The following is a 24,225-nucleotide window of genomic DNA, read 5'->3' as shown; positions in this document are numbered from 1 at the left end:
GCTCCGAATCATGGGACCCCCATGGAATCAGATCAGCCGCAATCCCCAAAGCGCGTTAACCCGAGTTCGCAGCCCTGGGCCAGCGAACGGGTCGATTGCGGCGGCGCAAAATTGGTGCTAGCGGACACTCCGCATGTTCGACTTTGCTTTGATCCGGTTTGACCGACGACGAAAGGGCGCCCGCGCTTGATGAAGCGCTGACTGGCGAATGCTGCCGTTTGCAGCAACCTTTCCTCCTCTACCGGAACGCGACGACCATGAGCCTTGCCGACGTGAAGTATCTGCCGGAAACCCCGGCGCACGATCCTGAAATCGAAGCCATCAACGACGAAGCGTTCGGGCCTGGCCGTTTCGTGCTGGCCGCCTACAAGATCCGCGAGGCCGGCGGTCACGAGCGCGCGCTGTCCTTTGTCGCGGTCGACGGCGACCTGGTCGTCGCCTCGGTGCGCATGACGCGCATAGCGGCCGGTGCCGGCCGGGCGCTGATGCTCGGGCCGCTCGCGGTACGGCCGGCCTTCAAGAATCTCGGCATCGGCCGTCGGCTGGTGGCAATCGCGCTGGAGGCGGCCGCCAAGGCCGGTGCACCCGCCGTGATGCTGGTCGGCGACGAGCCTTATTACGGGCCGCTCGGATTCAAGCGCATTCCGCGCGGCCAGATTTCGATGCCGCGGCCTGTCGACTTCGACCGCCTTTTGTCGCATGAGATCATACCGGGCGCGGTTGCCAGGCTTTCGGGCGAGGTCGGTCACGCCAGCCAGGCCAGGATTGCCGAGCACGTCTAGCGATGGCTTGACCTGGCCCGTCGATCCGGGCCTGATCCATCCCTATTTTCATAGGAAAGCCCATTCTCACTGGAGGGATGACGCGATGAACCCCAATGGCCAGATCGCGATCGTGACCGGCGGCGGCTCCGGCCTTGGCGAGGCAACAGCGCGCGCGCTTGCCGCCAAGGGAGCCCGCGTCGCCATCCTCGACGTCGGCATGGAGCGCGCGGCCAAGGTTGCGGCCGAGATCGGCGGCATCGCCGTCCAGTGTGACGTCGCGAGTGCCGACAGTGGCGCCGCCGCCCTCGCCGATGTCGCCGCCAAGCTGGGCGAGCCGCGCATCCTGGTCAATTGCGCCGGCATCGCCATTGGCGTGAAGACGATCGGCAAGGATGGACCCCATCCGCTCGACCAATATCGCAAGGTGATCGAAGTCAATCTGATCGGCACCTTCAACATGATCCGCCTCGTCGCCGACCGCGCCGCGAAACTCGAGCCGCTGCAGGGCGGTGAGCGCGGCGTCATCGTCAACACCGCCTCGGTCGCCGCCTATGACGGCCAGATCGGCCAGGCGGCCTATTCCGCCTCCAAGGGCGGCGTGGTCGGCATGACGCTGCCGGTGGCGCGTGATCTCGCCCGTTCCGGCATCCGGGTCTGCACCATCGCGCCCGGCATCTTCAAGACGCCGATGATGGCCGGCATGCCGCAGGACGTGCAGGATTCGCTGGGCGCCGCCGTGCCCTTCCCGCCGCGCCTCGGCGAACCATCCGAATATGCCGCGCTTGCCCTGCACATCATCGAAAACCAGATGCTGAACGGCGAGACCATCCGCTTGGACGGCGCCATCCGCATGGCGGCGAAATAGGGCTAGCCGAAGGGACCGGATCCGGCCGGCAGCACCGATAAGCGGGACAAATTGTGGCGAGCGTTTTGATGCAGCAAAATCAAGATAGGGATGTAATCCGCGAGACCGGCGCCGAGGCGATCCGGTTGGCGAAAACGCTTCTGCGCAGTGCCCGCTTCGGCGCCCTGGCGGTGCTGGAACCACAGACCGGATCGCCACTGGCGAGCCGGGTCGGCGTCGCCACCGACATCGACGGCGCGCCGCTTATCCTGGTATCGATGCTTGCGGCGCACACATCAGCCCTGCTTGCCGATCCGCGCTGTTCCCTGTTGCTTGGCGAGCCCGGCAAAGGCGATCCGCTGGCGCATCCGAGGCTGACGCTGATCTGCCAGGCATCACGGCTGGAGCGCGGCTCGCAGGCGCATGCCCGCGCCGAGCGCCGCTATCTCAACCGCAATCCCAAGGCGGGCCTCTATGCCGGGCTCGGCGACTTTTCGATCTTTCGCCTGGAGCCGCAACGCGCCAGCCTCAACGGCGGCTTCGGCAAGGCCTATATGCTCGAACGGTCCGACCTCCTCACCGTTGGGCCCATCATCGAGGAACTCGCCGGAAGCGAACAATCGGCCATTGAGCACATGAATGCGGACCATCTCGAGGCGATCGCCGTCTATGCCCGTCATTTCGCCAAGGCATCCGGCGATGGCTGGACCATTGCCGGTTTGGACGCCGATGGCATGGATCTGGTGTCGGGGGACAATGTTTGCCGGGTGTTCTTCCCGCAACCATTGATAAATGTATCGGAATTGCGTCCCGTTCTAGTTGCCATGGCCAGGGCCGGCAGGGCCGCATCGGAGGCATAAGACGCGACTAAATTGCATTTGATCAAAAGCAACCCTTGAGATTTGAAAGAAATGTTCTAGGCTTTGGTTCTGGCGCTGACTCGTCGGCGTCCTTCGCAAGTGAATTTATGGATTCAGGCACCATTGCCCCCATGGCGCCTCGATGAGCAAACAGCATGGGGCATCAATGGTCTCGACAAAGCTAATCGCCAACGCCGAATCGGCTGCCGAATTTCTGATGCTGATGGGCAACGAAAAACGGCTGTTGATCATGAGCTATCTGATCGACGGTGAAATGTCGGTCGGCGCCATTGCCGACAAGGTGATGCTCAGCCAATCCGCTCTCTCGCAGCACTTGGCCAAGTTGCGCGCGCTCGACCTCGTGGACACCCGCCGCGATCGTCAGATGATCTACTATTCCTGCAAATCCGATGCGGTGCGCGAACTGCTCGCCATGCTGGATGGCATTTTCGGCAGCGGCAAGGAGGATCTGTCGCAGATGGCGCAGAGGTTGCGCCGCGCCGGGACTTGACCGGACGCTGCCGCGGCCGTTTACCTCGCTGACAATTTGCGGAGCGTGGCTCGTGTGTCTTTCCCGGTACACGCGCCACGTTCTTTATTGTTGAGCGGGACATGGACCCAATTCGTATCGACGATCCGCGCGACCCACGTGTCGCTGCCTATCTCGATATCCGCGAGCGCGATCTGGCGGGCCGGCAAGGCCGCTTCGTCGCCGAAGGCAAGGTGGTGCTCGACCTGCTTTTGTCGTCGCGCCGCTTCAGCGCCGAATCCATCCTGATCCTGGAAAATCGGCTTGGCGGCCTGGAGGACATGCTGCGCAAGGCACAAGCGGACCTGCCGGTCTACATCGTCGCCAGTGCGGTGATGGACGCGATTGCCGGATTCCATATGCATCGCGGCATCCTGGCCATCGGCCGCAAGGAGATGCCGCACCCGGCCGGATCATTGCTGGATGCCTTGCCCGCTCAAGCCCTGGTCGTCGTGCTTGTCGGCATCGCCAACCATGACAATATGGGTTCGATCTTCCGCAACGCCGCCGCTTTCGGCGCCGATGCGGTGCTGATGGATGCGACATGCTGCGATCCGCTGTATCGCAAGGCGATCCGGGTTTCGGTCGGCGCCGCGCTCAAGATCCCTTTCGCGTCCTTCACCGACACGGCGGACTTCACGGCGGACCTCGATCGGCGGGGCTATGACCAGTTCGCACTGTCACCGCGCGGCCGGATCGACATACGCGACGCACTGCGCGGCGAGCGCCTGGCGCTCTACCTCGGCACCGAGGGCGAAGGCCTGCCCGAAAGCCTGCTTTCCCGATTGCAAACCGTTCGGATCACCATGTCGAAAGGTTTCGACAGCTTGAACGTCGCCGCCGCCTCGGCCATTGCCCTGCATCATTTCTCACGCTGATGTGAGTCAAGACGCGACGAAAGCGGCCAGCCCGAACCCGTCAGCTGGCTTCTGCCTTCTGCAAGGCGCGCACACGGTCGGCCAGGCTGCGGTCGTTGCCGGCGGAGCGGTTGTCCTGCGGCGCCGCCAGCGCCTTGGCGATTGGTGAATCGGGACCCTCGAGCTTGGCCGTCAGATGGACGACCTCCGCCGCCAGTTCGTTCATCTGCTCACGCAGCGCGGCGCCATTGCCATTCGCCAAACCCGACGATGCCACGGCGCCGAGATCCGCCTTAAGCCGCTTGTTCTCGCGCGCCAGCGCCGTCAGCCTGGCCTCCAGCCGTTCGCGGTCGCCGTCGAGCTTGGCAATCGCCCGGTCCATGTCGTCGCGCTTACCGGCCTCGTCATGCCGGCCGGCTTCATCGGGCTTGCCGACCAGCCGCAAGGCCGATGCGCCGTCCTCGGCTTTCGCTTTTTCCCGCAACCGTACCAACTCCTTTTCGCGCCGATCAAGCTTGTCCTCACGGTCGGCGAGCGTTGCCAGCAGCCGCTCGACCTTCTTGTCGAGTTCGGCGGCTCTTTTCTTCTCGGCCTTCAGGCCATCGCGCGCGGCCTTGCTTTCGGCCGCGATCTCCTGGCTGCGCCGATCCGCTTCCTTGCGCTGGCCGCGCAGCAGCGAGATGTCGCTGGCGAGCTTCTGCAATTCGGATTCGCGGGCCACGAGCTCGATCTGGCGGCTGCTGGAGGCAAAACTGGCATCGTCATACATGTGCTCCAGCTTCTCGAGATCGAGCGCCCGCCTTTCCAGTTTTCGCTCGGTTTCCTTGAGCCGCTCCGAAAGCTGATGCAGTTCCTCTTCGCGCTGGCGTAGCGCTTCGCTCTTGGCGCCGAGTTCGGCGAGCGCATGATCCTTGCCCGCTCGCTCGACCGCCAGCCCCTTCAGCGCCTCGCGGCCGCGATTGATTTCGACGAGTTGTTCGGCCACCTTCTCGCGCAACGTCTTGACGTTGATTTCAAGTCGCCGCGTCGACATGGCGTACTCGGCCCGGATCCGGTCCTTGTCGGCCTGGATTTCAGCTCGCGTCAGCGGGATGGAGGCTTCGATGCGCCTGCGGGTCAGGGCGGCGGCACGCCGCCAGACGGCCGGAGCCACCATCAGCGCCAGAAAGCCGGCACAGAGAAAGCCGAGGGCAAAGAACAGGACCGACTGAACCAAAGGACTACCCGTTATCAACGACAACTTGGAAGGCTGGACTGTGCCATGTTGGCATGGCGGAAATCCGGCACCGCGGCAAGGGCTTGCCGCGGGTCATTCGGGTCGTGGCTCGGGAATCCGGTCGAACGGTCCGCGATTCCATCATATCGGACAGATCAGAACGGATTCCAGGTCGCTCGCTCGGTCAGTTTCAGGTAGCCGAGATTGACGCCGAGCCGGGCGCCGACGCCGGTACGGATCGGCACCAGCAGCACATTGTTGTTCTTCAGAACGTTGAAGCCGATACCCGCCACCACATAGGCCGAACCGGCGACGCCGCCGTAGCGATTGTAGAGGTTGCCGACATCGTCGAGATTATAGACCAGCATCATCACGCGTGACCCTTCGCCGCCGAAATCCCAGCCCAGCGACGGGCCTTGCCAGAACACTTTGTGATCGCCGGCATTCTTGGTGTAGAGCGTGCCTTCGCCATAGGTCAGGCCGCCGATCAGCGCACCGGATCCCTCCTCGCCGAGCAGATAGCCATTGGGCAGACCGTAGGAGGCGAATATCTTCTCCACGACGGTGGCCAATCCGCCCGACGTCGCGCCGAAGAACTTGTGGCCGGAATCGACAATCTCCTGAGCGGTGTACTCCTGGGCCCGCAAGGGCGATGTCGTGAAAACGAGAACGCCCATGAGCGTGATCGCCATTGAGAGGACACGGAGAAAACTCCGGTCATAGAATCGGGAAAACATGCTTCCAATCTCCGTCATGAAGCACTTTCGCCGACGCCTCGCATCCGTACGGCTCTTTAGGCGGCCGTTAAGGATGACTGTTAGGGGCAAACTATGCCGTAATCCTTTTTCAACCATTAAACTCCCACATGAAGATGGCGGTTCGAAGGCTGTTTGGCCGCTTGAGGGGACACGCAGCCTGCGTGAATGCGCCATATGCCATGACGACAATTTGGATTTGTTGCTGCACGCGCGGGCGCTGTGTATTCAGAAAGCCTTGGGTTGAAGCGTGATTCGTGTGGGCAGGCGCGAAGATCGATCGCTTGGCCACGAACTGGAAGATTTTGCAGGGATTTCGCCGATGGCCGATCTGTTCACCCTTTCCGCTCCCGACCTGGCGGCGCTTTTGTGCAGCCGCGTCTGCCACGACATCATCTCGCCGGTCGGCGCGATCAACAACGGGCTTGAACTGCTCGACGAAGGCGGCGCCGACGAAGACGCCATGCGGCTCATCCGCCAGAGTGCAAGGAACGCCTCGGCCCGCTTGCAGTTCGCCCGGATCGCCTTCGGCGCTGCCGGCTCGGCCGGCATGATGATCGACACCGGAGATGCCGAGGCCGTCGCCATCGCCTTCCTCAAGAACGAAAAGCCGGAGTTGGTCTGGAACGGAATCCGCGCGCTGCTGCCCAAGAACAAGGTCAAGCTGCTGCTCAACCTGCTCCTGGTCGCCAACGCCGCCATTCCGCGCGGCGGCAAACTGGTCGTGACGCTCGAAAATCTCGAAACCGAGCCGCGCTTTTCGCTTTCGGCAAGCGGGCCGATGCTGCGTGTGCCGCCGAAATTCCTCGAACTGCATTCCGGCCACAAGCCGGAAGAGCCGATCGACGCGCATTCGGTGCAACCCTACTACACGCTGCTGCTGGCCCGCGAGGCCAACATGACGATTTCGATCCATGCGACGGCTGAAGAAATCGTCCTTTCAGCGGCCTGAAGCCGGCGCCCGGTGGCGCGCGACCGAACAAAGTATTTCAGTCTGAAATATTTCATTGACGCCCCAGATAGGCGCGATGATCTTTGCCCGCCGAAGCATCCGCAAGGAAAAGGCCTTCGAACGACATCTTTGCAAAAATTTTACCTAACGGCTTTTCGGCTTCTTTACCAGATCGGTCTAGGCTACGCCGCAGATGCCCCGAACGACCGGACTGTCCAAGGGCAGAGAGGAACCGGAAATGAAACGCTGCATGTTCGTCGACGATTCTAGCGTCATCAGGAAGGTGGCAAAACGCATCCTGGGCGGTTCCGACATGATGGTCATCGAGGCAGCCAGCGGGCTTGACGCACTGGAGATGTGCGCCGCCGACATGCCCGACATCATCGTCGTCGACGGCGCTCTGCCGGACGTGCAGGCGGTCGACCTCATCCGGCGCGTCTGTGCCATGGAAAGCCCGATCAGGCCGCAGATTTTGATCTCGCTGGTCGAACTCGATATCGCATCGATCATGCGGGCAAAGCGCGCCGGCGCCCAGGGCTATCTGTTGAAGCCCTTCAATCGCCCGCAACTGCTCGAGCGCTTTCGCGCCTTGAAGATCGCTGCCTGAACGCTGTTCCAGGAGACCCGCGCGGCGGTCCGCCGTCTCGCAGTGCGCAAAATAATTATCGGCTCACATGCAAAAACCCGGCCATGGCCGGGTTTTTGAGAAAAGCTCCGCCCACTGCGCTCAGGCGCTGACGCGGATGTCTTCCGGCTCGCGCAGCACATAGCCGCGGCCCCAGACGGTCTCGATATAGTTCTGGCCACCGGACGCGGCGTCGAGCTTCTTGCGCAGCTTGCAGATGAAGACGTCGATGATCTTCAGTTCCGGCTCGTCCATGCCGCCATAGAGGTGGTTGAGGAACATTTCCTTGGTCAGCGTGGTGCCCTTGCGCAGCGAGAGCAGCTCCAGCATCTGGTATTCCTTGCCGGTGAGGTGCACGCGCTGGCCACCGACCTCGACGGTCTTGGCGTCGAGGTTGACCACCAGGTCGCCCGTGGTGATGACCGACTGGGCGTGGCCCTTGGAGCGGCGCACGATGGCATGAATGCGCGCCACCAGCTCGTCCTTGTGGAACGGCTTGGTCATGTAGTCGTCCGCGCCGAAGCCGAGGCCGCGTACCTTGTCCTCGATGCCGGCCATTCCGGAGAGGATGAGGATGGGCGTCTTTACCTTGGACAGGCGAAGCGTTCTCAAGACCTCGTAACCGGACATGTCGGGCAGGTTGAGATCGAGAAGGATGATGTCGTAGTCGTAGAGCTTGCCCAGATCGACACCCTCTTCGCCGAGGTCCGTCGTATAGACATTGAAACTTTCCGATTTCAGCATCAACTCGATGCTCTGTGCGGTTGCACTGTCATCTTCTATCAGCAGAACACGCATTTCATTCCCCTTTTCTGCCGCCGGACCATTTCACGACCCGTCCTGCCCCGGAGCAGTGGTTGCCTTGTAGAGAGGCTGCCATCGAATGGTTAACAAAACCTAATTTCCCGTCCAATACGGTACCAGATTTTTTAACCCCTTTCTACACCCTCTTGAATCTAATAACGAATCACAGACCAAATTTCCTAATGCGACACATTAATAATCTGGACTAAGTGACTCCAGGGACTCATCGACGCGGCTTCGCTTCGGCGGCCGGAATTTTTACCCGGCCTTAAGCCCTGACACGTATGATTAACAATGCCCGTAAACGAATGGTTACCATCGGCAAAAAACTTTAGGGTTTTGTTTCCCATAGTGCGGGGAAAGCCGGTGGACACGGGCAGCGCTTGGGCCTTTCCAAGTGGTTTGGACGATATGTGCGGGTGTGCGTTTCCGGGAGTACCGAATCATGAAGTCACGTGAAAACCTCGTTCGGCTGAAACAGTTTCAGGTGAATGAGAAGCGTCGCCAGATGCTGCAGCTCGACATGATGATCGCCGAGTTCGAGCGCATGGCCGTCGAACTGGAGCTTCAGATCACCGCCGAGGAAAAGAAAGCCGGCATCACAGATATCAATCATTTCGCCTATCCGACCTTCGCCAAGGCGGCGCGCCTGCGCCGTGACAATCTAAGGAACTCGCAAGGCGACCTCGCCCTGCAGCGAAGCGCCGCCGAATCATTACTCGGTGAAGCTGAAGCGGAGCTTTCCAAGGCGGAGATGTTGGAATCGCGCGATACCAAGATTCGCGAGGCCGAAACCGGTGGCCGCAGCGCCATGATCGGCTGAAGCGGACATCCGCGCCATTCGGCGCGCACACAAGCGCGCCACCCTGTCGCGCGACAGCCTGCACCCGGCGCCGGCGGGCCGCCGCGAATGCGCTGATGGCATGCAAGGCCTAGGCCGCCCAGTCCCCCTCATTTCCGGCAATCGCCCTTGCCCGGGCATCCTTGATATCGGGCGCATGCTGCTCCGCCCATGATCTGATCTGGGCAAGCAGTCCCGCCAGGTTCTGACCGAGTTCGGTCAATTCATATTCGACGCGTGGCGGAATGACCGGATAGACCTCTCGCCGCACCAAGCCATCGCGCTCGAGCACACGCAAGGTCTGGGTCAGCATCTTGGGCGTGACGCCTTCGAGCTTGCGGGCAAGCGCACCATTGCGCTGCCGGCCTTTGCGCAGCGCGCAGACCACCAGATAGACCCATTTACTGGCCAGCATCTCCAAAACGGTGTGCGACGGACATGTCCGCCGGAACGCGTCGTAGCCGAAGGGGGAATCGCAATCACTATCCATGAGGTGCCTATATATCAAAAAGGTGCATACTGGACAATAGGCCCTTACTCTCCAAATGATAGTGGCGTTAGTCAAGCAGGAGAGATTTTATGCGTGCCGTAACCCAGAATTCCGTTGGCGGGCCCGACGTTCTTGTCACCGCCGAATTGCCCGATCCCACGCCGAAGGCCGGCGAGGTGCTGGTCCGCGTCAAGGCGGCCGGCATCAATCCGGTCGATGGCGCTGTGCGCGCCGGCCACTATCCGCTGCTCGGCGAGCCACCCTTCATCCTTGGCTGGGATATTTCGGGGACGGTCGAGGCGCTGGGCGCCGGCGTCACCGGCTTCAAGGTCGGCGACGAGGTGTTCGGCATGCCGCGCTTCCCTAAGCAGGCCGCGGCCTACGCCGAACTGGCGGCCGTGCCGGCCGATGAGATCGCGCTGAAGCCGAAGCGGGCGGACCATATCCAGGCCGGCGCATTGCCGCTGGCCGGTCTCACCGCCTGGCAAGGCCTTGTCCGCCATGGCGGACTGAAACCAGGCCAGCGCGTGCTGGTGCACGCCGGAGCTGGCGGCGTTGGCCATCTGGCCGTGCAGATCGTCAAGGCGCGTGGTGCTTACGTCGTCGCCACGGCCAGCCCGGGCAAGCTCGACTTCGTACGCAAGCTCGGCGCCGATGAGGTGATCGACTATACCAAGGGTGATTTCACCAGCCAGATCAGCAATATCGACCTGGTGCTGGAGCCGGTGGGCGGCGACCATGCCGATCGCTCGCTGAAAGTGCTTAAGCCCGGCGGCGTGCTCGTGTCATTGCTCAATGTCAACGACGCCACGCGCGCCGACGCCAGTTCGCGCGATATCAGGGTCGAGCGCATGTCGGTCGTGCCCGACCGCGAGGGCCTGCTTGAGCTGGCCGGTTTGATCGAGGCGCAAAAGCTTGCCGTTCACGTGGCCAGGACTTTTCCGCTCGACCAGGCGGGACCCGCCCACGCCTTTCTCGCCACAAGGCCGATCGGCAAGGTAGCGCTGACGATCTGAGCGGCGACACCGTCGCTCCGAAAGAAAAAGGGCGCGGCATGCCGCGCCCTTTGCTCGTGATGTGACCGGCCTAGTGCCGGTATTGCTGGATGCGCGTGGTGCGCAGCCCGGCAAGGCCGTATTCGTCGATCGACGCTTGCCAGGACAGGAATTCCTCCGTGGTCAGCTTGTAGCGCTGGCATGCCTCTTCAAGGCTCAAAAGTCCGCCGCGCACCGCTGCAACCACTTCCGCCTTGCGCCGGATAACCCAGCGACGGGTGTTCGTCGGCGGCAGATCGGCAATCGTGAGAGGGCTGCCGTCGGGCCCGATAACATACTTCACTCTAGGTCTAACCAGATCGGTCATCGTACTCTCTACAAAAAACTCAAAGACCCAATCCCCGCCACGTTACCGCCACAGCTTTAAAAATTGCCTAAGCAGACCCTAATGACTAGGTAAGGATCGTGAACGCCGCGTTAGTCTTTTGGCGGGCATTTGAAATATCCGGCTGGAAGCCCTGTTTCAGCCGGGAGAAATGTACCCATTCACCACGTCGCCACGCCGTGGGTCGCCGTGCAAGCTGGCGCCGCATGAAAGCTTGACCTATATTCTCGACATTGGCATTTGAGCTGCCGCAGAATGAAAGCACCATGAACAGTCTCGACCTTCCCAGACGTCCCGAAGAGACCCGCATCGTCGTCGCCATGTCCGGCGGCGTCGATTCATCCGTGGTCGCCGGTCTGTTGAAGCGCGAGGGCTACGATGTCGTCGGCGTCACCTTGCAGCTCTACGATCATGGTGCGGCAACGCATCGGGCCGGATCATGCTGCGCCGGCCAGGACATCGACGATGCCCGCCGCGTCTCCGAGACGCTGGGCATTCCCCATTATGTGCTCGATTATGAGGAGCGGTTCCGCAAGGCGGTCATCGATCCCTTCGCCGAAAGCTATGTCGCCGGCGAGACGCCCATTCCTTGCGTCTCTTGCAATCAGACGGTCAAGTTCGCCGATCTCCTGGCCACGGCCAAGGATCTCGGCGCCGACGCGCTGGCCACCGGCCACTACATCCGTTCCGGCGCCAATGGCGCCCACCGCGCGCTCTACCGGCCGGTCGACGCCGATCGCGACCAGAGCTATTTCCTGTTCGCCACCACGCAAGCGCAGATCGACTATCTGCGCTTTCCGCTCGGCGGCCTGTCGAAGCCGCAGGTTCGCGCCATCGCCGAGGAGATGGGGCTGACGGTCGCCGCCAAGCAGGACAGCCAGGACATCTGCTTCGTGCCGCAGGGCAAATATTCCGACATCATCGCCAAGCTGAAGCCGGCGGCCGCCAACCCGGGCGACATTGTCCATATCGACGGCCGCGTGCTCGGCCGCCACGAGGGCATTCTGCGTTACACGATCGGCCAGCGCCGTGGCATCGGCATCGCGTCCGGCGAGCCGCTCTATGTCGTCCATCTCGACGCCGAGCGCGCCCGTGTCGTGGTCGGCCCGCGCGAGGCGCTGGAGACGCACAAGATCTATCTGCGCGACATGAACTGGCTGGGAGACGGCGGACTCGCCGATGCTCCCGCCGGCGGCATCGAACTGTTCGCCAAGGTGCGCTCGACCAGGCCGCCACGGCCGGCCGTGCTGCGCCACGAGGCAGGCGTGACCTCGGTCGAACTGGCCGATGGTGAATCGGGCATCGCGCCCGGACAGGCCTGCGTGCTCTATTCCGACGACGGCAACGAGGCCCGCGTCTTCGGCGGCGGCTTCATCGAGCGTTCCGAGCGCGGCGCCGAAGCCGAAGCGATGCTGAGCCGGCTCGCCGCGAGGCCGGCGCAAGTTCCCGCCGACCTTTGAGACTGTTTCGAAATTCGCTCTGGCGAGTCATATGGTGGTGGTTTCGAGAACCGGAGCGCAGCGGACATTTGCGTCCGAGAGCAGCGCATGACCCCGAAAATCGAAAAGCGATTTCGGAAAGGATCATGCGCCAAATCAAGTGCTACGGCATCCTTTGCGCGTCTAGAGGACGCGCGGCGCCGTAGTAGCGCAGAAAACGCCATCAGATGGCCGCCAGAGTAGAATTTCCAAACAGTCTCAGGATTTGGTGTGGGTGACCGTGCCCGCCGTCAGGATGCGAAGCACCCTGATCGCTTCCTCGCCGCTGGTGCGTGGTTCGGCGCGCGTCTCGATGCACTGGATGAAATGCTCCAGCTCGCGCGTCAGCGGCATGCCTTGGGCAACCGCGACATAGGACGGCTCATTGGTGGTGAACGCCCACTGGCCGCTGTCCTGCCACACCGCGTGCCGGTAGACGGCAAGCTTGCGCTCCCATGGCTCGACATCGTCGAACACCGCCATCGCCTTGGTGCCGACCACCGTCAACCGCCGCTCGCGATAGGGGTTGAGCCGCGACGTGAAAAGATGGCTGCGCAGCCCGTTGGGAAAGCGCATGTGCAGATGCGCGAAATCGCTGAGATTGTCGAGGAGTGCCGCCCCCTCGCCGCGCACCTCGATCGGCTCGGTGCCGGTGATGGCCAGGATCATCGACAGATCGTGCGGCGCAAGGTCCCATAGCGCGTCGTTCTCGGTATGGAACTTGCCGAGCCCCAGCCGGTGCGAATGGATGTAGCGGACCTCGCCGAGTTCGCCCTTGTCGATCAGCCCTTTGAGCGTCTCGAAGGCGGGATGGAAGCGCAGGACATGGCCGACCATGAACACGCGGCCATTCTCCTTGGCTGCCTGCACCGAGCGCTCGGCATCCGGCACCGTCAGCGCGATCGGCTTTTCCACCAGCACGTCCTTGCCGTTCTCGACGGCGCGCACGGCAAGATCGGCATGGAACTGCGGCGGCAAGGCCATGATAATGGCGTCGATGTCATCGCGGACGAACAGCTGGTCCGGCTCGATCGCCAGGCAGTCCTGTTCGCTGGCGAAACCTTCGGCGCGGGCACGATTGGTGTCGGAAACCGCGTGCAATGCGCCGAGCGCCTTGAGGGTGCGGATGTGGTTTGAGCCCCAGTATCCGCAACCGAGGACTGCAATGCGCGGCTTCATATGTTTCAAACTCTAAAAACTCGTGGCCGAGACATAGCGACGTGCCCCGTCGAACTCAACCCCGGCGGCCGCAACCAGGCGTTCGCGCGGCAAAGCTTTTCGCCAAGGGGAATATGCGCTGATATCGAATGCATCGAAGCTTGACAGGCTCGCCCTCCCAACCTTATATCCGCGCGACCTTGGCGAACGCCGCGAAATGCCTTTCGATTTGAGGCGGATTTCGGGCCTGTCGCCGCCCTGGCGGGGTAGCTCAGTTGGTTAGAGCACGGGAATCATAATCCTGGGGTCGGGGGTTCAAGTCCCTCTCCCGCTACCATCAATACAGCGTTAGGCGCCTCTCCTGGTTTACGGTTTGCCAGGTTGAGGAGCTCCGCCAGCGCACCGTGGACCTTGAGCTCAATCTGCCCCCTGCCCTCGGCCGGAATGATCTCAATCTTCGCAACTAGCGAACGGACGATCCTCGCTGCCTCGTCACGCTCGCTTTCGTCGGATTGCAGGGCCATCTGGAGTTCCGACACTTTGCGGCGATAAGCCTCGACGGCTGCCGGGTGAAACTCCACGATGCTTTCAGCGGCTGCCATGGCCTGAAGCTCTCGCGCTAGACTTTCCTTCTCGCTCTCGAGGTCCAGCAACTTCGATCTCATGCTGGCCGTCGAGACACCGTCGGCAATGGCATCAACGATATTGGCAATCTGCCTGTCGATGCCGACGAGCCGCTTCTCAGCTTCCTTGTTCCGTTGGCGGTTCATCGCATTCAGCCGTTTCTGCTCGGCGTGATATTCGGCAAGGAAGCCCGCGATGGCATCTGGCGCTAGCAATCGCCGCTGGACGCCAGCAAGCACACGCTTCTCGAGGTCGCCAACACGGATCGTCCTGCTGTTGGTGCAGGTACCTTTCTCACGATGCGCAGCACAGGCCAGTTGGTTCTGATTCTTCACGGTATAGGAAGCGCCGCAGCAGCCGCACCGCACGAGCCCTGAGAACATATGTTTCGGCCGTCGGCGATGATGGAGTTTCGCACCTCCATATAGCTTCTTGCGAGCTTGGGCTGCTTCCCATAGCGCATCATCCACGATGCGCAGATGCGACACCTCCATGACCTGCCACGTTTCGGGCGGGTTCGGTCGCGAGATACGCTTGCCGGTTTCTGGATCTTTGACCATCTTGATACGGTTGAAAACAAGCAGACCGATGTAGATTTCGTTGTAAAGGAAGCCGCTTCTTCTCTTGAGATTGCCGTTGATCGTCGAGGCGCCCCAAGCGCCACCAAAGGGCGACGGGATACATTCTTTATTGAGGTCAGCAGCTATCGCACGCGCCGATCGACCAACCGCGAACTCCTGAAAGATTCTGCGCACGACCTGGGCTTGATGCTCATCGATCTCGCGCAGACCGCGGATCGGTTCGCCGCTTTCATCGAGCTTTTTGACCACGCGATAGCCATAGGAAAGGCCACCAGCCGCATAGCCATTCAGTATTCGTCCACTTTGTCCGCGCCTGATTTTAACCGCAAGGTCACGCAGGAAGAGCGCGTTCATCGTTCCCTTGAGGCCCACGTGAAGTTCGTCGACGGCACCCTCGGAGAGGGTGACGAGGTTGACGCCGGCGAAGCGCAGGCGTTTGAAGAGACCAGCCACATCTTCCTGGTCGCGTGAGAGGCGATCAAGCGCCTCGGCAAGAACGATCTCGAACTGCCCGCTTTGAGCATCACTCAGGAGCCGCTGAATGTCTGGTCGGCGGACGATGCTTGCGCCAGAGATGGCAGCATCGGCATAGGTCCCAACGACAGTCCATCTCTCTTTAAATGAGTGTTCTCGACAAAGTCGCAGTTGGTCCTCGATTGAGGCTTCGCGTTGGTTGTCGGACGAATAGCGGGCATAGAGTGCAACACGGGTCATGGCGGCGGCTCCTCTCTCCTGTTCCCATGGGGTTTGCCATCCGGCTCCCTGCCCTCTCCCTCTCGGCGGCCCGGCCGATTGTCGTTGGCCGCCAGCCCCGACTCGAATGCCTCCCGCGCCAGTTGCCGGCCGATCAGCCGGGCGATATCCAGCACGACCCGATCCAGCCGCGCCGCCATGTTTTCTGGGCGCCCCTCGGGGTTGGCGACGTCGCCGTTGTCGTTCGCCGGAACTAAAGCCTGTGGGCCGATCCTGGTTTCCTCAGCCATAGCGGTCGCTCTCCCAATGGTGGATCGACCGTCTATCGGAGGCCGCCGGGCGGCTAGGGAAAGCACGAAGTTCACGAAGTAGGGCCACAGCGTGCAATGACTTGCGTCGGGCGGTTTCGTCTCAATCATTAGGTCGGGCTGCAGGCGACAAGTGGGAACGTCCTGATGCTCACATCCAGGCCCACCATCACTTCAGAGGGCGTGTCGGAAGTCGGCCACATCGCTACACTGCTCCGCCTCGCCTTCCTCGTTCAGCGCCGCGACCAGCTTGACTGCGGACTCCCAATGCTTGGCGACATCGCTCCGCGTCCTTTCCCGGCTCCGGCAACCAACCGGCAAATCCCCTGCGATCGCCTTTAAGTCACGCAGTACGGAAGCTATGTGCGGCCACGGGAAGTCGGTTGGGTCACCAATATCTCGATCAGCCCCAGCGATCATTTCCAACTTGGCGATGACGCCGATGAGCGACGTAGCCGCGACTTCGGGGATCGAATCTTGAAGCTTAAGAGCTTCGGTCATCGCAAAGACCTCGGCTTCGCAAGCTATGACATGCTCAGAGTCTAGACCCGTAGTAGGCACTGATAGTTGCCACGGCATCGGCTCGGCCGCAGTCAATACCTGAATTCCGGTATTGGCGATCATTCGCGCCTCCATCCGCTGCTGAATTCGACACAACAGCAATGAGGCATGTCGAGCTCGTTGCCATTCGCTCCATAGTCTCAAAGCGGAATCTGTGCCTTGGGGCCCCGGCCTCTCGAGCTCATCGCGTTGGCCGCCGATGACGAAAGGCAAAGTCGTGGTATTGTCGGAATCAACCATGATCCGAGCTCCAATCAGCTTGGGTTGTGGTCAGGCCGAGCGACGTGTTCGTGCACGTTGTTCGGCCGCAAAGAACCACAATTTACGTACATACCGTACATTACGGACATAAGCATTGTCAAACACGCCCGATGCTATTGATAACAAAACTGAGCGCTTCGAGCTGCGGCTTACGAGTGACTTGCTTGCCCGCGTTGACGAATGGCGCCGAAATCAGCCCGATCTACCCACCAGATCGGAGGCCTTCCGACGACTTGTCGAGGCTGGTTTAGGCTCTAAGACAGTCGGTAAGCCAGAACCAGACGGCACATGACTCAAGAAGAATTGCCAGCGCGCTCCGGCCTGATCGCCCGCTATATAAGTGTCCTTGAACGCGCTGATGTTTCAGCAAGTGTGCTTGGGCACATCGTAGACGCATTAGGAATGGAGCCGGAAGCACTCATTCGCAAAGCGAACGGCAGTCATTCAGAATAGGTCCGCGCGTAGCCGCTCGCGAGCGCGCCGTAAAAGCGAGCGAGCGGCGGGTTTGCGCAGCATCTCGGACATTCGCGCAATACCAGCGATTTCTCGAAAGCAGCCAGCAGCTTGGGCAGTGGCGGCCTACAACGGATAAATTGCAGGCGTTCTTCCAATGGATCAACCTCTGGCGGTCATCCGACGCAGCGCGGATGACCGTTTCGACGCGTCTTGCTGTTCGCGTTGGACGCGGTCATTCGTGCAGCGCCAGATCAAAAGCAACTATGCAGGACAAAGCGAGTTTGTGGCGCGATGGGCAAACGGCCGCTTACACCATCAAGTAAAAGGCTGGTGTCACGATGCCTATAGCAATGTTTCGTACACACTATGTGCTTGGTGGGATTGCGGGAGTTCCCGTGCGTCGAAGGCTCTTGTCCAGTTCGCTTTTCATCCAACTCTGTCGGTACTCTAGAAGGCGCTTATACGGAGGGGCCTCCCGGTCCACTAACACCGCAAACTCCCTTTCGACATCCTCGACCCAGGGATGTTCGGCCGCTAGTGACTTCTCGTGAACATCGTTCGAGTAACGATCCAGGAATGCGGCCATCACGGTCTCCCGTGGCGCCGACCCATCGACGAGTAGTTCGGCGAACTCCTTGGGATTGCAGAGTTGGAGGAACGGAACGCCCTGCAGGTTGCCTTCTTTCTCTCCGTAGTTGTTCAGGCGGAGAGCTGCGCGCTGATCGACTCGTAAATCCGCCAGGAAGGCTGGGAGAATGTCAGCCAATTTCGCGTCCCGAACTCTCCCGACACCGCCACGGACCAGGTCCCTCAGCGCTTGGAATTCAGGGGTGTCATTCTCCGGATAGACGAGACCGGCATGCGAGCCGGAGCTGAAACCGAACAATTCTGTCAAAGGTTGAAGCCGCCGGTCGGCAACTACCTCATCGACATACTGTCTGAAGTACGCGTCTGGATCGGCCCCGTTGATCAGGTCGTCACCAAATTTACGAAGTCGTAGAACCTCGCCGATCGCATGGAGTAGTTCTCCGGGATGGAGGATCGAGCGATTGGCTAGTTGCCCTGCCAAAAGGTCTCGAAACTGAACGTACTGTGCCCTCGTCAAAGACGTCCAGTCCCATAGGGCTCTCCAAGGGGCTAGACTTTGCGGTGGGGCAACTGCTGGATGCGACTGAACCCGATTAATAAGTTCTTCGATTGCGATTGTTCCTGCTTTGAGCAGCGTTGCCATATGCTCGTGCGGGATGATCGGATCTTTCCAAGACACCATGGGGTAGGACGCCAATAGGCGAACTCCAGTCCCGCTCGGACCCTTGCCAAGCAGGCTCGACCAGCGTTCTGAACGCAGGGCGCGGATGCCTTCGACCGACATCCCCTTGGTGCCGCCACGAAACTCCATCTCAACCGCGATGAGATAAACCAGGATCGCGTCTACTGCCTTGGGGTGTTCCCTCAGCGTCGCTTCGAGCATGCCGACTAAGTGGTCGAAGTCCTCAATGGCCTGGCGGAGACTTCGCAGATTCTGCATTTTGGACGCTCGGAACACTCCCAAAACTGTTTCCGTGGATCGTTCCACGCACGCCTTCGCGATCGGCGACGTCATCCGCGCAGTGAATAACGGCAAGACCTCTTCGGCGTCCGAACCAACCCTGATCGTCTTGCTGACGAATTTCTCCTTCTGCCGTTCGTAGTCCGATCGCGCGGGCTCAGCCTCCTCGATCGTCTTATCGGTGTTGCGCACCGGCGACGTTATTTCCTCCTCGTTCGCAACAACGATGACTTTTACACCGTCCTTTGCGAACGAGTACACGAGCGCCAACGCTTCAAGCACGGGCATCGATGAACGTTCGAGGTCGTCGAACACTAGCACTCGTTCGCGCGGATCGAGCATGGCGCGACGGATTTTCGCCGCGTCTTCTGGCGTGCCTACCGTATTTTTCGAAAAATAGGCGCTGGCACGCAGCGCAATCTCCGTGGCGATCCGGCCGGACTTGCCATGTTCGGATGCAAAGAACTGCTCGTAGATTTGATTGACATTGCTCACTCCGGCCAGCGACGCGTACCAGTAGCGGCCGCTCGCACTCAAGGGATCCCAGTTGAGCACCGAAGCGTTGCGCCGATCCAGGAACGATTTCAGGAAATACGTCTTGCCCGAGCCCCACGGACCGTCGATCATGACAGCATAATCGGTCCCATCCGCTGCAAGGTATCTGCTGAGGTACTCTTCCGCCTCTCGGTGGCTCGCTCTAGATACAGTCTCGTCCATCAACTCGTTCCTTGATCTGCGTGCAAGAGGACTGACACTGCGTTCGTGGTATCAACTTTTATTATTCCCAAGACTTTCTAGCGCCGTGCAGCCGTACATTTCGGGCTGTTAGCAAATTCTGCCGTACCGGTGCGGATCAGCGGAGCTTCCGGGCGGGACATTCTCTCCGTTCCCATATAGCTCACGCCTTGTCGCCTCAAGCCGGACACAGACGGAAACTTTCTCCAAGGGTGTCATGTTCGCCAAGGCGGCCATCATTCACTCTACGGCATCGGTCAAAGGGTTCGAGGCCAACGTTCGGCCCGCGATGTCCGAACGTTCTGGTTGGGGCTCGGCTGCAGAACAGCGACTATCGACATTGCGCCTGCCAAGATCAGACGGTCCGGTCTCGGCCGCGATCGGTATGGCTCAGCCCGCCGGAGATCGAACAAACAGGCAGCGAAATTGCGCCCTGAGTTTTTGGGCTGGCCCTCAACCTGATAGCGGTCGTTCGGCTACGGTCGGGCTTATTCAAGTAGGTCTTTCAAGCGACGATATTCAGGCATGTCCTTAATGCGCGGATCGAGCTCGGCGAGCGCATCGAGCGCCCCCGCCAGTTCGTAGGGCATACGTGCGCGGTCATCGGGCGTGATCGCATTGAGCAATCGCATCGCCACCTGCGGGTGGTTGCGGGCGATATTCTCCTTATCCTTGCGGTCCCTCGAAATGCGATAGGTCAGCATGTCGGCGTTTGGCACCGGGCGGATCAGCGGAAGGATCGTCTTCACGGCATCCGGGAAGTGGTCACCTGCCTGTTCGGCAATCTGGATGAAGCCGCGCGTGGTCTCGTCGCTGCGATAGCGCAGAGCGCGGGGCCAGCTATTCTCGATGAACGGCTTGATGAACTCGACCCATTGACCATGCTCCTGAAGGCTGTTGCCCAGCGTCCAGAGGATCCGGCCGCGCAGATCGTCGTCGATCGCGGTGAGCGCGTCGTGAATTTCTTCGAAGCTGAACAGCGGCGCGAAATCGGGCACCGGCCGCGACAACCAGACCAGCAGCGAGCCAAAATAGTCGCGCTCCTGTTCGTCGAGCGTCCAGCCCGCTTCGCCCTTCAGGATCTTGAGCATCGGCGCCTTGAGCTGCTGCCAGAAGGGCGCGGGCATGGCGTTGCGATTGAAGGCGAGGCCATGCCAAGCCGCTTCGGCGAGCGGATGATCGAGCTGGAACATCGGCAGCAGGAACGCCTCCGCCCAGTCATGGAAGCAATAGTCGATCCAGCCCATATGCTGGGTGAGGACGGCGACGGCATGGCCACCGCCATAGCCGGGCGCGTCGGCTAGCGCTTCGAACCGGCTGGCGAGATTGCGGTTCAACGATTTGTGGCGCTTAGCCCTTTGGGGCGTCAGTTTCCACAGCGCCTGGGTGAGCGTCCCAATCGGGCTGTTGATCGCCTTGCTGATCGACACTTCGGACTGCTGCTGCTCGACACCGCCGATCGTGGTCGCGCCGATGCCACTGTCGGTCGCGTCGGGCGCGCTCGACAGGAAGGGGTGCAGGAACCCGTCGAAGATCGCGAGCGCATTGGTACGGCCATTTGCGTAAAGCGCGGGAAGATGCTTTTCGAGCCAGTTCGGTGCTTCGTATCGTAGCGTGATCGCTTGCGCCGGGCTGAGTCGTATGAACGAATGCGCGAGCAGGCATCGCAGTTTGGGTGTCGTGTCTTTGGGCCATTTGTTGAACAGGTCGCCCCACAGTTGCGCCGGGAACGCGCCCTTGCGGTAAGCGGACCGGAGCGCGGCCAGCGCCTTGTAGGGATGTTCCTCGACCAGGCCCCGGAAAGGATGATAGCTCGCAAGTTCCCGGATCGGACGCTTGGTCCGCGCCAGCGCGGTGTCCACTACCTGATCCAGCGGTAGAAGGTCGAGATCGCCGGGGTCGCTGACCTCCCGGACCCAGCCGCTACGGCCGTCATGGCTGTCGTCGGCATCTTCCGCCCAGCTGTCGTTCCATTTGGGATGAATCAGCTTGAGCTTGGCGAGAGCGTGCTGACCAGCGGCAGTCAGCTGACACTGTTGCAGCTCGAGCCAGCGCAGATTGGTGGCGGCGTAGGCGGCGCGGCGCTCGCGATATTGTTGGCGCCTCTCGTCACGATAGGTAGGCGGCCCAGCTTCCAACAACCGCTCGACCGTCCGCTTCTGCCGGTGGGACCATTCGCCCCATCTCGCCTTGATCAGGTGGAGCAGTTCGCGCTGATTATAGGCATTCCACATCGTTTCGCGCGGGAGCGACACGATGATCGCCAGCGCCTCAGCCGCGGTGGCGATCTTCGGATCAGCCGCTGCCCACAGCCGGAACTTGGCGAAGATGCGCGTCTCGGTGGTTGACCAGGCGAGGAATTCACGGCGCGCAAGGTCCGGATCGTGCGCGACCAAAGCGAGGTATATCGTCCTGAACCACAGGACGTTGTGCGACTTCTTGCCGGAGAATCCGTCATTATCCGCCTCGGGCAGCAGGGTCGGTGGATGCCAGAAGAGGTCGCCGATCTCGTCGAGCAGCGCTGAAATGCGCTCAAGCGATCCCCGAACGATCTGCGCGATCTGCGCCAACGATTCGGGCGGGCACTTCACATCATGATTGTGCCGGTCGAGCGATGCCACCTTGAGGTCGACGACGTCGCGAAGGCGCAATTTGTCCCAATCCTCGAGGGGCGGGCGCGGCGGCGACATGAAAGGCCGGGAGATTTCGACAAAGGGGGTGACGCAGCGCTCGAAGAACCGCGCCACCGCCGGTGTCCAGCCGGATCTCTTGAGCATGCCTTCGAACGCGAACCAGCGGTCGCTGCGCTCTTCCTCGGGCAGCATGTCGAGCGCCTCGAGATAGAGGTTCCACAGCGTCTGCGCGGTCGGCGGCATCTCCTTGCCGTACCGGCTGCGCACCCGGTTCGAGACGAACCAGAGCAGGTGCGGATTGGGACGATAATAGGTTGACGCCCACCACAAGGCGGCCGGTTCGTGGCTTTGCACGCCGAACCAACGCGCCAGGTGATGGAGTCGGTCGGGCAGGGGATAATGCCACAAGGTGCCACCGCCCTGCAGCGTCATGCGCTCCGGCTGGACGCCATCCCCTTTCTGCCAGGCAAGCGGGTTGCGCGCGTTTTCGGGAACCGTCCGGCGCTCATTGGGCGAAGGCCGCAAGGGATCGTCGTCCAGTCCGTAGAAATCCTGCGGGTCGATCTCCTTGGCGTCGCGGTTTCGCGATTCCTGACCGGGGGCGAGATACCGGACGTTCGGATCGAACACCGACAGCCATTCCGCACCGGGCGCTGGATCGGCATCGGCAAAAGCCTTCGCGCCTTTCGTCGTACTCACCAGCTGGACTACCTGACCGCGCTGGAACGGCTCGAGCTCGGCCGGTGACTGGCGCGCGAGCGACAGAACCTCATCGGCCCAGCGATCCGGTGAGCGCGCCGCCTTTGCCCAGGCGGTGATGGTCCGCCACAATCCCGAGTGCGTTTTGTCGGGCGTGTAGCAGATCGGCGTGACGCCGCGATCCTGCCAGATTTCCTCCGCGTCGTCGGTCGACCGGTCGGTAAAGACGTAGATTGGTGACTGGTAGATGACGCCCGTGCGGACGTTGAGGCCTTCGAGCAGGTAGCGCATTGGCGGATCGTCCGCGCTGTAGCCGAGCAATACGATCGTGTACTTTTCACGCAGCGCCTTCACGAAGCGTGTTGCCCATCCTTCGGCGAGATAGGCTCGGCCGAAGTCGCTGCTGCCGATGACGTAGCTCGGAATTTCTTCAGGCTGCCGCGGATCGGCCAGGCGGCCGTGGAGATAGACCACGCCGCGGATCGGTTGATTGATTTCGATGTCGGGCAGACCCGGTGGAACGATTGGCCGAACATCCCGTCCGGCTTGTTCGAAGAGCCTATCGAAATTGGTGGTGACGACCTGGGGGTTGCCGCTCGCCCCGCGCGACAGCGCGAGGATATCGCGATGATGTTTGAGCGTACGAGGCTTACCGACACCGAGTGCGGCATAGATCTGGCTGTCGATTTCCTCGCGCCCGAACTCGCGCACGAGCACGTTGAATACGCGATCGAAGCTTTCCTTGTCGGCCAGCGCCTTGCGTGCCTTGGTCGCGTCGAGCGTATCGATGATGCGGTTGGTCAGCGCCCAAAAGCTGTCGAGCCCGGCTGGCATCGAAACCCCGGCGCCGCAGAAGAAGATCACATTGCCCTGTGCTTGTTCCTCAAGCAGGTGGGCAGGCAGTGATGGACCATTTTCGACAAAGCGCATTTTTCCAACATGACCAAAACAGGTCGTAACACAAGATTTTAGGGTGAGATTGAACAAGATTGACCAACAATTCTTAGTCACGCAAAATCGCTGCCGGGGCACCATTGCGATCCGTCGGTCCTGTCATTTGATTGGCGTCGCGAGCGCCTTCATTCTTAGAGCGTCCGAGACGAATCCTCCTTCCTCAGAGGTCTTGGCGAACCAGTCAAATGTCCGACCAATCCGATCTCGAAGCTCTCAACAAGAGATGCGAACCCTGCTTCTCAAAGATGACTGACGACGAGGCGCTCAAGCATATCGGGCAGTTGATCGATGACTCGTACGACGCATCGTTTGAGCGTGGCGTAAAGCGGGCGTTGTACTTCACGAGCCAGCGTGACGGTGGTGCGCAACTTCCACAATATCCGCGGACAATCGCAATCGCCAATTGTGAGGCACATTGCCAATTGCTGAGCTAACGCAATTGGTTAGCGTCGGAGCGCACATTGCAGCAAAAACTCACAATGTGCGGAGGACGCAAAAAAACCTAATAAACTCAATCAACCGAAAGCAGCACAACGTGCGGCCTTTTATCTTGCCATCTTAATCGGTTGTGCTTCCGGTGAGCTTTTCGACATCGTCGTTCCTCTCTTTTGGTGCGAT

At 61.0% G+C, this 24,225-nt stretch carries 21 protein-coding genes and 1 tRNA gene; 11 read left to right on the top strand and 11 right to left on the bottom strand.

Features of this window, described 5'->3' with window-relative positions; translation table 11 throughout:
* Positions 1-257: 257 nt before the first annotated feature.
* From LB536_RS29995 to LB536_RS29975, 5 genes are all read left to right on the top strand, one after another.
* Positions 258-782 (top strand): GNAT family N-acetyltransferase, encoded by a 525-nt coding sequence (locus LB536_RS29995; RefSeq protein ID WP_224598840.1) that lies wholly within the window; start codon positions 258-260, stop codon positions 780-782.
* Positions 783-867: 85 nt separating this feature from the next.
* A complete protein-coding gene (locus LB536_RS29990; protein WP_224598838.1) occupies positions 868-1,629 on the top strand; it encodes a 3-hydroxyacyl-CoA dehydrogenase in 762 nt (253 codons plus the stop codon).
* Positions 1,630-1,697: 68 nt separating this feature from the next.
* Positions 1,698-2,468 carry a HugZ family protein gene (locus LB536_RS29985; RefSeq protein ID WP_224598835.1) on the top strand — a complete coding sequence of 257 codons (771 nt, stop codon included), beginning with the start codon at positions 1,698-1,700 and terminating at the stop codon, positions 2,466-2,468.
* Positions 2,469-2,634: 166 nt separating this feature from the next.
* Positions 2,635-2,979: an ArsR/SmtB family transcription factor gene (locus LB536_RS29980; protein WP_140758545.1), complete on the top strand. Its 345-nt coding sequence runs from the start codon at positions 2,635-2,637 to the stop codon at positions 2,977-2,979.
* A gap of 101 nt (positions 2,980-3,080) precedes the next feature.
* Complete coding sequence (locus LB536_RS29975; RefSeq protein WP_224598834.1) at positions 3,081-3,875, top strand: TrmH family RNA methyltransferase; 795 nt, start codon at positions 3,081-3,083, stop codon at positions 3,873-3,875.
* A 40-nt stretch (positions 3,876-3,915) separates the two neighbouring features.
* Here the strand turns inward: LB536_RS29975 and LB536_RS29970 are convergent, their stop codons facing one another.
* A complete protein-coding gene (locus LB536_RS29970) occupies positions 3,916-5,070 on the bottom strand; it encodes a hypothetical protein (protein ID WP_224598831.1) in 1,155 nt (384 codons plus the stop codon).
* A 155-nt stretch (positions 5,071-5,225) separates the two neighbouring features.
* Entirely contained in the window at positions 5,226-5,747 is a 522-nt protein-coding gene (locus tag LB536_RS29965) for a DUF1134 domain-containing protein (protein WP_373424628.1), read from the bottom strand.
* Positions 5,748-6,147: 400 nt separating this feature from the next.
* Here LB536_RS29965 and chpT point away from each other — a divergent pair, with 400 nt between their 5' ends.
* Entirely contained in the window at positions 6,148-6,777 is a 630-nt protein-coding gene (gene chpT / locus LB536_RS29960; protein ID WP_140758549.1) for a histidine phosphotransferase ChpT, read from the top strand.
* Positions 6,778-7,015: 238 nt separating this feature from the next.
* On the top strand, positions 7,016-7,384 hold the full coding sequence (locus tag LB536_RS29955; RefSeq protein ID WP_140758550.1) for a PleD family two-component system response regulator: 369 nt from the start codon (positions 7,016-7,018) through the stop codon (positions 7,382-7,384).
* A gap of 120 nt (positions 7,385-7,504) precedes the next feature.
* Here the strand turns inward: LB536_RS29955 and ctrA are convergent, their stop codons facing one another.
* Complete coding sequence (gene ctrA, locus LB536_RS29950; protein ID WP_006203583.1) at positions 7,505-8,200, bottom strand: response regulator transcription factor CtrA; 696 nt, start codon at positions 8,198-8,200, stop codon at positions 7,505-7,507.
* Positions 8,201-8,651: 451 nt separating this feature from the next.
* Between ctrA and LB536_RS29945 the strand changes: the two genes are divergently transcribed.
* A complete protein-coding gene (locus LB536_RS29945) occupies positions 8,652-9,029 on the top strand; it encodes a flagellar export protein FliJ (RefSeq protein WP_140758551.1) in 378 nt (125 codons plus the stop codon).
* Between the two features lie 109 nt (positions 9,030-9,138).
* Here the strand turns inward: LB536_RS29945 and LB536_RS29940 are convergent, their stop codons facing one another.
* Positions 9,139-9,537, bottom strand: a complete 399-nt coding sequence (locus LB536_RS29940) for a winged helix-turn-helix transcriptional regulator (protein WP_140813604.1) — start codon at positions 9,535-9,537, stop codon at positions 9,139-9,141.
* 89 nt (positions 9,538-9,626) lie between these two features.
* Here LB536_RS29940 and LB536_RS29935 point away from each other — a divergent pair, with 89 nt between their 5' ends.
* A complete protein-coding gene (locus tag LB536_RS29935; protein ID WP_224598829.1) occupies positions 9,627-10,553 on the top strand; it encodes an NADP-dependent oxidoreductase in 927 nt (308 codons plus the stop codon).
* A 70-nt stretch (positions 10,554-10,623) separates the two neighbouring features.
* Here the strand turns inward: LB536_RS29935 and LB536_RS29930 are convergent, their stop codons facing one another.
* A complete protein-coding gene (locus LB536_RS29930) occupies positions 10,624-10,899 on the bottom strand; it encodes a DUF1153 domain-containing protein (RefSeq protein ID WP_006203587.1) in 276 nt (91 codons plus the stop codon).
* Positions 10,900-11,183: 284 nt separating this feature from the next.
* Here LB536_RS29930 and mnmA point away from each other — a divergent pair, with 284 nt between their 5' ends.
* On the top strand, positions 11,184-12,377 hold the full coding sequence (gene mnmA, locus LB536_RS29925) for a tRNA 2-thiouridine(34) synthase MnmA (protein ID WP_224598826.1): 1,194 nt from the start codon (positions 11,184-11,186) through the stop codon (positions 12,375-12,377).
* Between the two features lie 237 nt (positions 12,378-12,614).
* Here mnmA and LB536_RS29920 read toward each other — a convergent pair whose 3' ends face one another.
* On the bottom strand, positions 12,615-13,574 hold the full coding sequence (locus LB536_RS29920) for a Gfo/Idh/MocA family protein (protein WP_140813607.1): 960 nt from the start codon (positions 13,572-13,574) through the stop codon (positions 12,615-12,617).
* Between the two features lie 239 nt (positions 13,575-13,813).
* Here LB536_RS29920 and LB536_RS29915 point away from each other — a divergent pair.
* A tRNA-Met gene (locus tag LB536_RS29915) sits at positions 13,814-13,890 on the top strand.
* Here LB536_RS29915 and LB536_RS29910 read toward each other — a convergent pair.
* The 5 genes from LB536_RS29910 to LB536_RS29885 form a co-directional block, all read right to left on the bottom strand.
* Positions 13,847-15,472 (bottom strand): recombinase family protein, encoded by a 1,626-nt coding sequence (locus LB536_RS29910; protein ID WP_224598842.1) that lies wholly within the window; start codon positions 15,470-15,472, stop codon positions 13,847-13,849. The genes LB536_RS29915 and LB536_RS29910 overlap by 44 nt on opposite strands.
* Complete coding sequence (locus LB536_RS29905) at positions 15,469-15,741, bottom strand: hypothetical protein (protein ID WP_224598825.1); 273 nt, start codon at positions 15,739-15,741, stop codon at positions 15,469-15,471. The genes LB536_RS29910 and LB536_RS29905 overlap by 4 nt, the downstream gene beginning before the upstream one ends.
* 192 nt (positions 15,742-15,933) lie before the next feature.
* Entirely contained in the window at positions 15,934-16,560 is a 627-nt protein-coding gene (locus LB536_RS29900; protein WP_224598823.1) for a hypothetical protein, read from the bottom strand.
* Between the two features lie 841 nt (positions 16,561-17,401).
* The gene (locus LB536_RS29890) at positions 17,402-19,303 is read right to left on the bottom strand and encodes a P-loop NTPase fold protein (protein WP_224598819.1); all 1,902 of its coding nucleotides are present in this window, start codon (positions 19,301-19,303) and stop codon (positions 17,402-17,404) included.
* A 506-nt stretch (positions 19,304-19,809) separates the two neighbouring features.
* Positions 19,810-23,688: an SIR2 family protein gene (locus tag LB536_RS29885; protein WP_224598817.1), complete on the bottom strand. Its 3,879-nt coding sequence runs from the start codon at positions 23,686-23,688 to the stop codon at positions 19,810-19,812.
* Between the last annotated feature and the right edge of the window lie 537 nt (positions 23,689-24,225).

Origin of the sequence: Mesorhizobium sp. ES1-3 (genome assembly GCF_020164795.1) — a bacterium.
In the GTDB taxonomy this organism is placed as follows: Bacteria; Pseudomonadota; Alphaproteobacteria; order Rhizobiales; family Rhizobiaceae; genus Mesorhizobium.
This window is presented reverse-complemented; position numbering and strand designations above follow the sequence as displayed.

Excerpts from the sequence above, each read along its gene's own strand:
- LB536_RS29995 (WP_224598840.1), top strand. The coding sequence starts at position 258 with ATGAGCCTTGCCGACGTGAAGTATCTGCCGGAAACCCCGGCGCACGAT.
- LB536_RS29990 (WP_224598838.1), top strand. The coding sequence starts at position 868 with ATGAACCCCAATGGCCAGATCGCGATCGTGACCGGCGGCGGCTCCGGC.
- LB536_RS29985 (WP_224598835.1), top strand. The coding sequence starts at position 1,698 with ATGCAGCAAAATCAAGATAGGGATGTAATCCGCGAGACCGGCGCCGAG.
- LB536_RS29980 (WP_140758545.1), top strand. The coding sequence starts at position 2,635 with ATGGTCTCGACAAAGCTAATCGCCAACGCCGAATCGGCTGCCGAATTT.
- LB536_RS29975 (WP_224598834.1), top strand. The coding sequence starts at position 3,081 with ATGGACCCAATTCGTATCGACGATCCGCGCGACCCACGTGTCGCTGCC.
- LB536_RS29965 (WP_373424628.1), bottom strand. The coding sequence starts at position 5,747 with ATGGGCGTTCTCGTTTTCACGACATCGCCCTTGCGGGCCCAGGAGTAC.
- chpT (WP_140758549.1), top strand. The coding sequence starts at position 6,148 with ATGGCCGATCTGTTCACCCTTTCCGCTCCCGACCTGGCGGCGCTTTTG.
- LB536_RS29955 (WP_140758550.1), top strand. The coding sequence starts at position 7,016 with ATGAAACGCTGCATGTTCGTCGACGATTCTAGCGTCATCAGGAAGGTG.
- ctrA (WP_006203583.1), bottom strand. The coding sequence starts at position 8,200 with ATGCGTGTTCTGCTGATAGAAGATGACAGTGCAACCGCACAGAGCATC.
- LB536_RS29945 (WP_140758551.1), top strand. The coding sequence starts at position 8,652 with ATGAAGTCACGTGAAAACCTCGTTCGGCTGAAACAGTTTCAGGTGAAT.
- LB536_RS29940 (WP_140813604.1), bottom strand. The coding sequence starts at position 9,537 with ATGGATAGTGATTGCGATTCCCCCTTCGGCTACGACGCGTTCCGGCGG.
- LB536_RS29935 (WP_224598829.1), top strand. The coding sequence starts at position 9,627 with ATGCGTGCCGTAACCCAGAATTCCGTTGGCGGGCCCGACGTTCTTGTC.
- LB536_RS29930 (WP_006203587.1), bottom strand. The coding sequence starts at position 10,899 with ATGACCGATCTGGTTAGACCTAGAGTGAAGTATGTTATCGGGCCCGAC.
- mnmA (WP_224598826.1), top strand. The coding sequence starts at position 11,184 with ATGAACAGTCTCGACCTTCCCAGACGTCCCGAAGAGACCCGCATCGTC.
- LB536_RS29920 (WP_140813607.1), bottom strand. The coding sequence starts at position 13,574 with ATGAAGCCGCGCATTGCAGTCCTCGGTTGCGGATACTGGGGCTCAAAC.
- LB536_RS29910 (WP_224598842.1), bottom strand. The coding sequence starts at position 15,472 with ATGACCCGTGTTGCACTCTATGCCCGCTATTCGTCCGACAACCAACGC.
- LB536_RS29905 (WP_224598825.1), bottom strand. The coding sequence starts at position 15,741 with ATGGCTGAGGAAACCAGGATCGGCCCACAGGCTTTAGTTCCGGCGAAC.
- LB536_RS29900 (WP_224598823.1), bottom strand. The coding sequence starts at position 16,560 with ATGGTTGATTCCGACAATACCACGACTTTGCCTTTCGTCATCGGCGGC.
- LB536_RS29890 (WP_224598819.1), bottom strand. The coding sequence starts at position 19,303 with ATGGACGAGACTGTATCTAGAGCGAGCCACCGAGAGGCGGAAGAGTAC.
- LB536_RS29885 (WP_224598817.1), bottom strand. The coding sequence starts at position 23,688 with ATGGTGCCCCGGCAGCGATTTTGCGTGACTAAGAATTGTTGGTCAATC.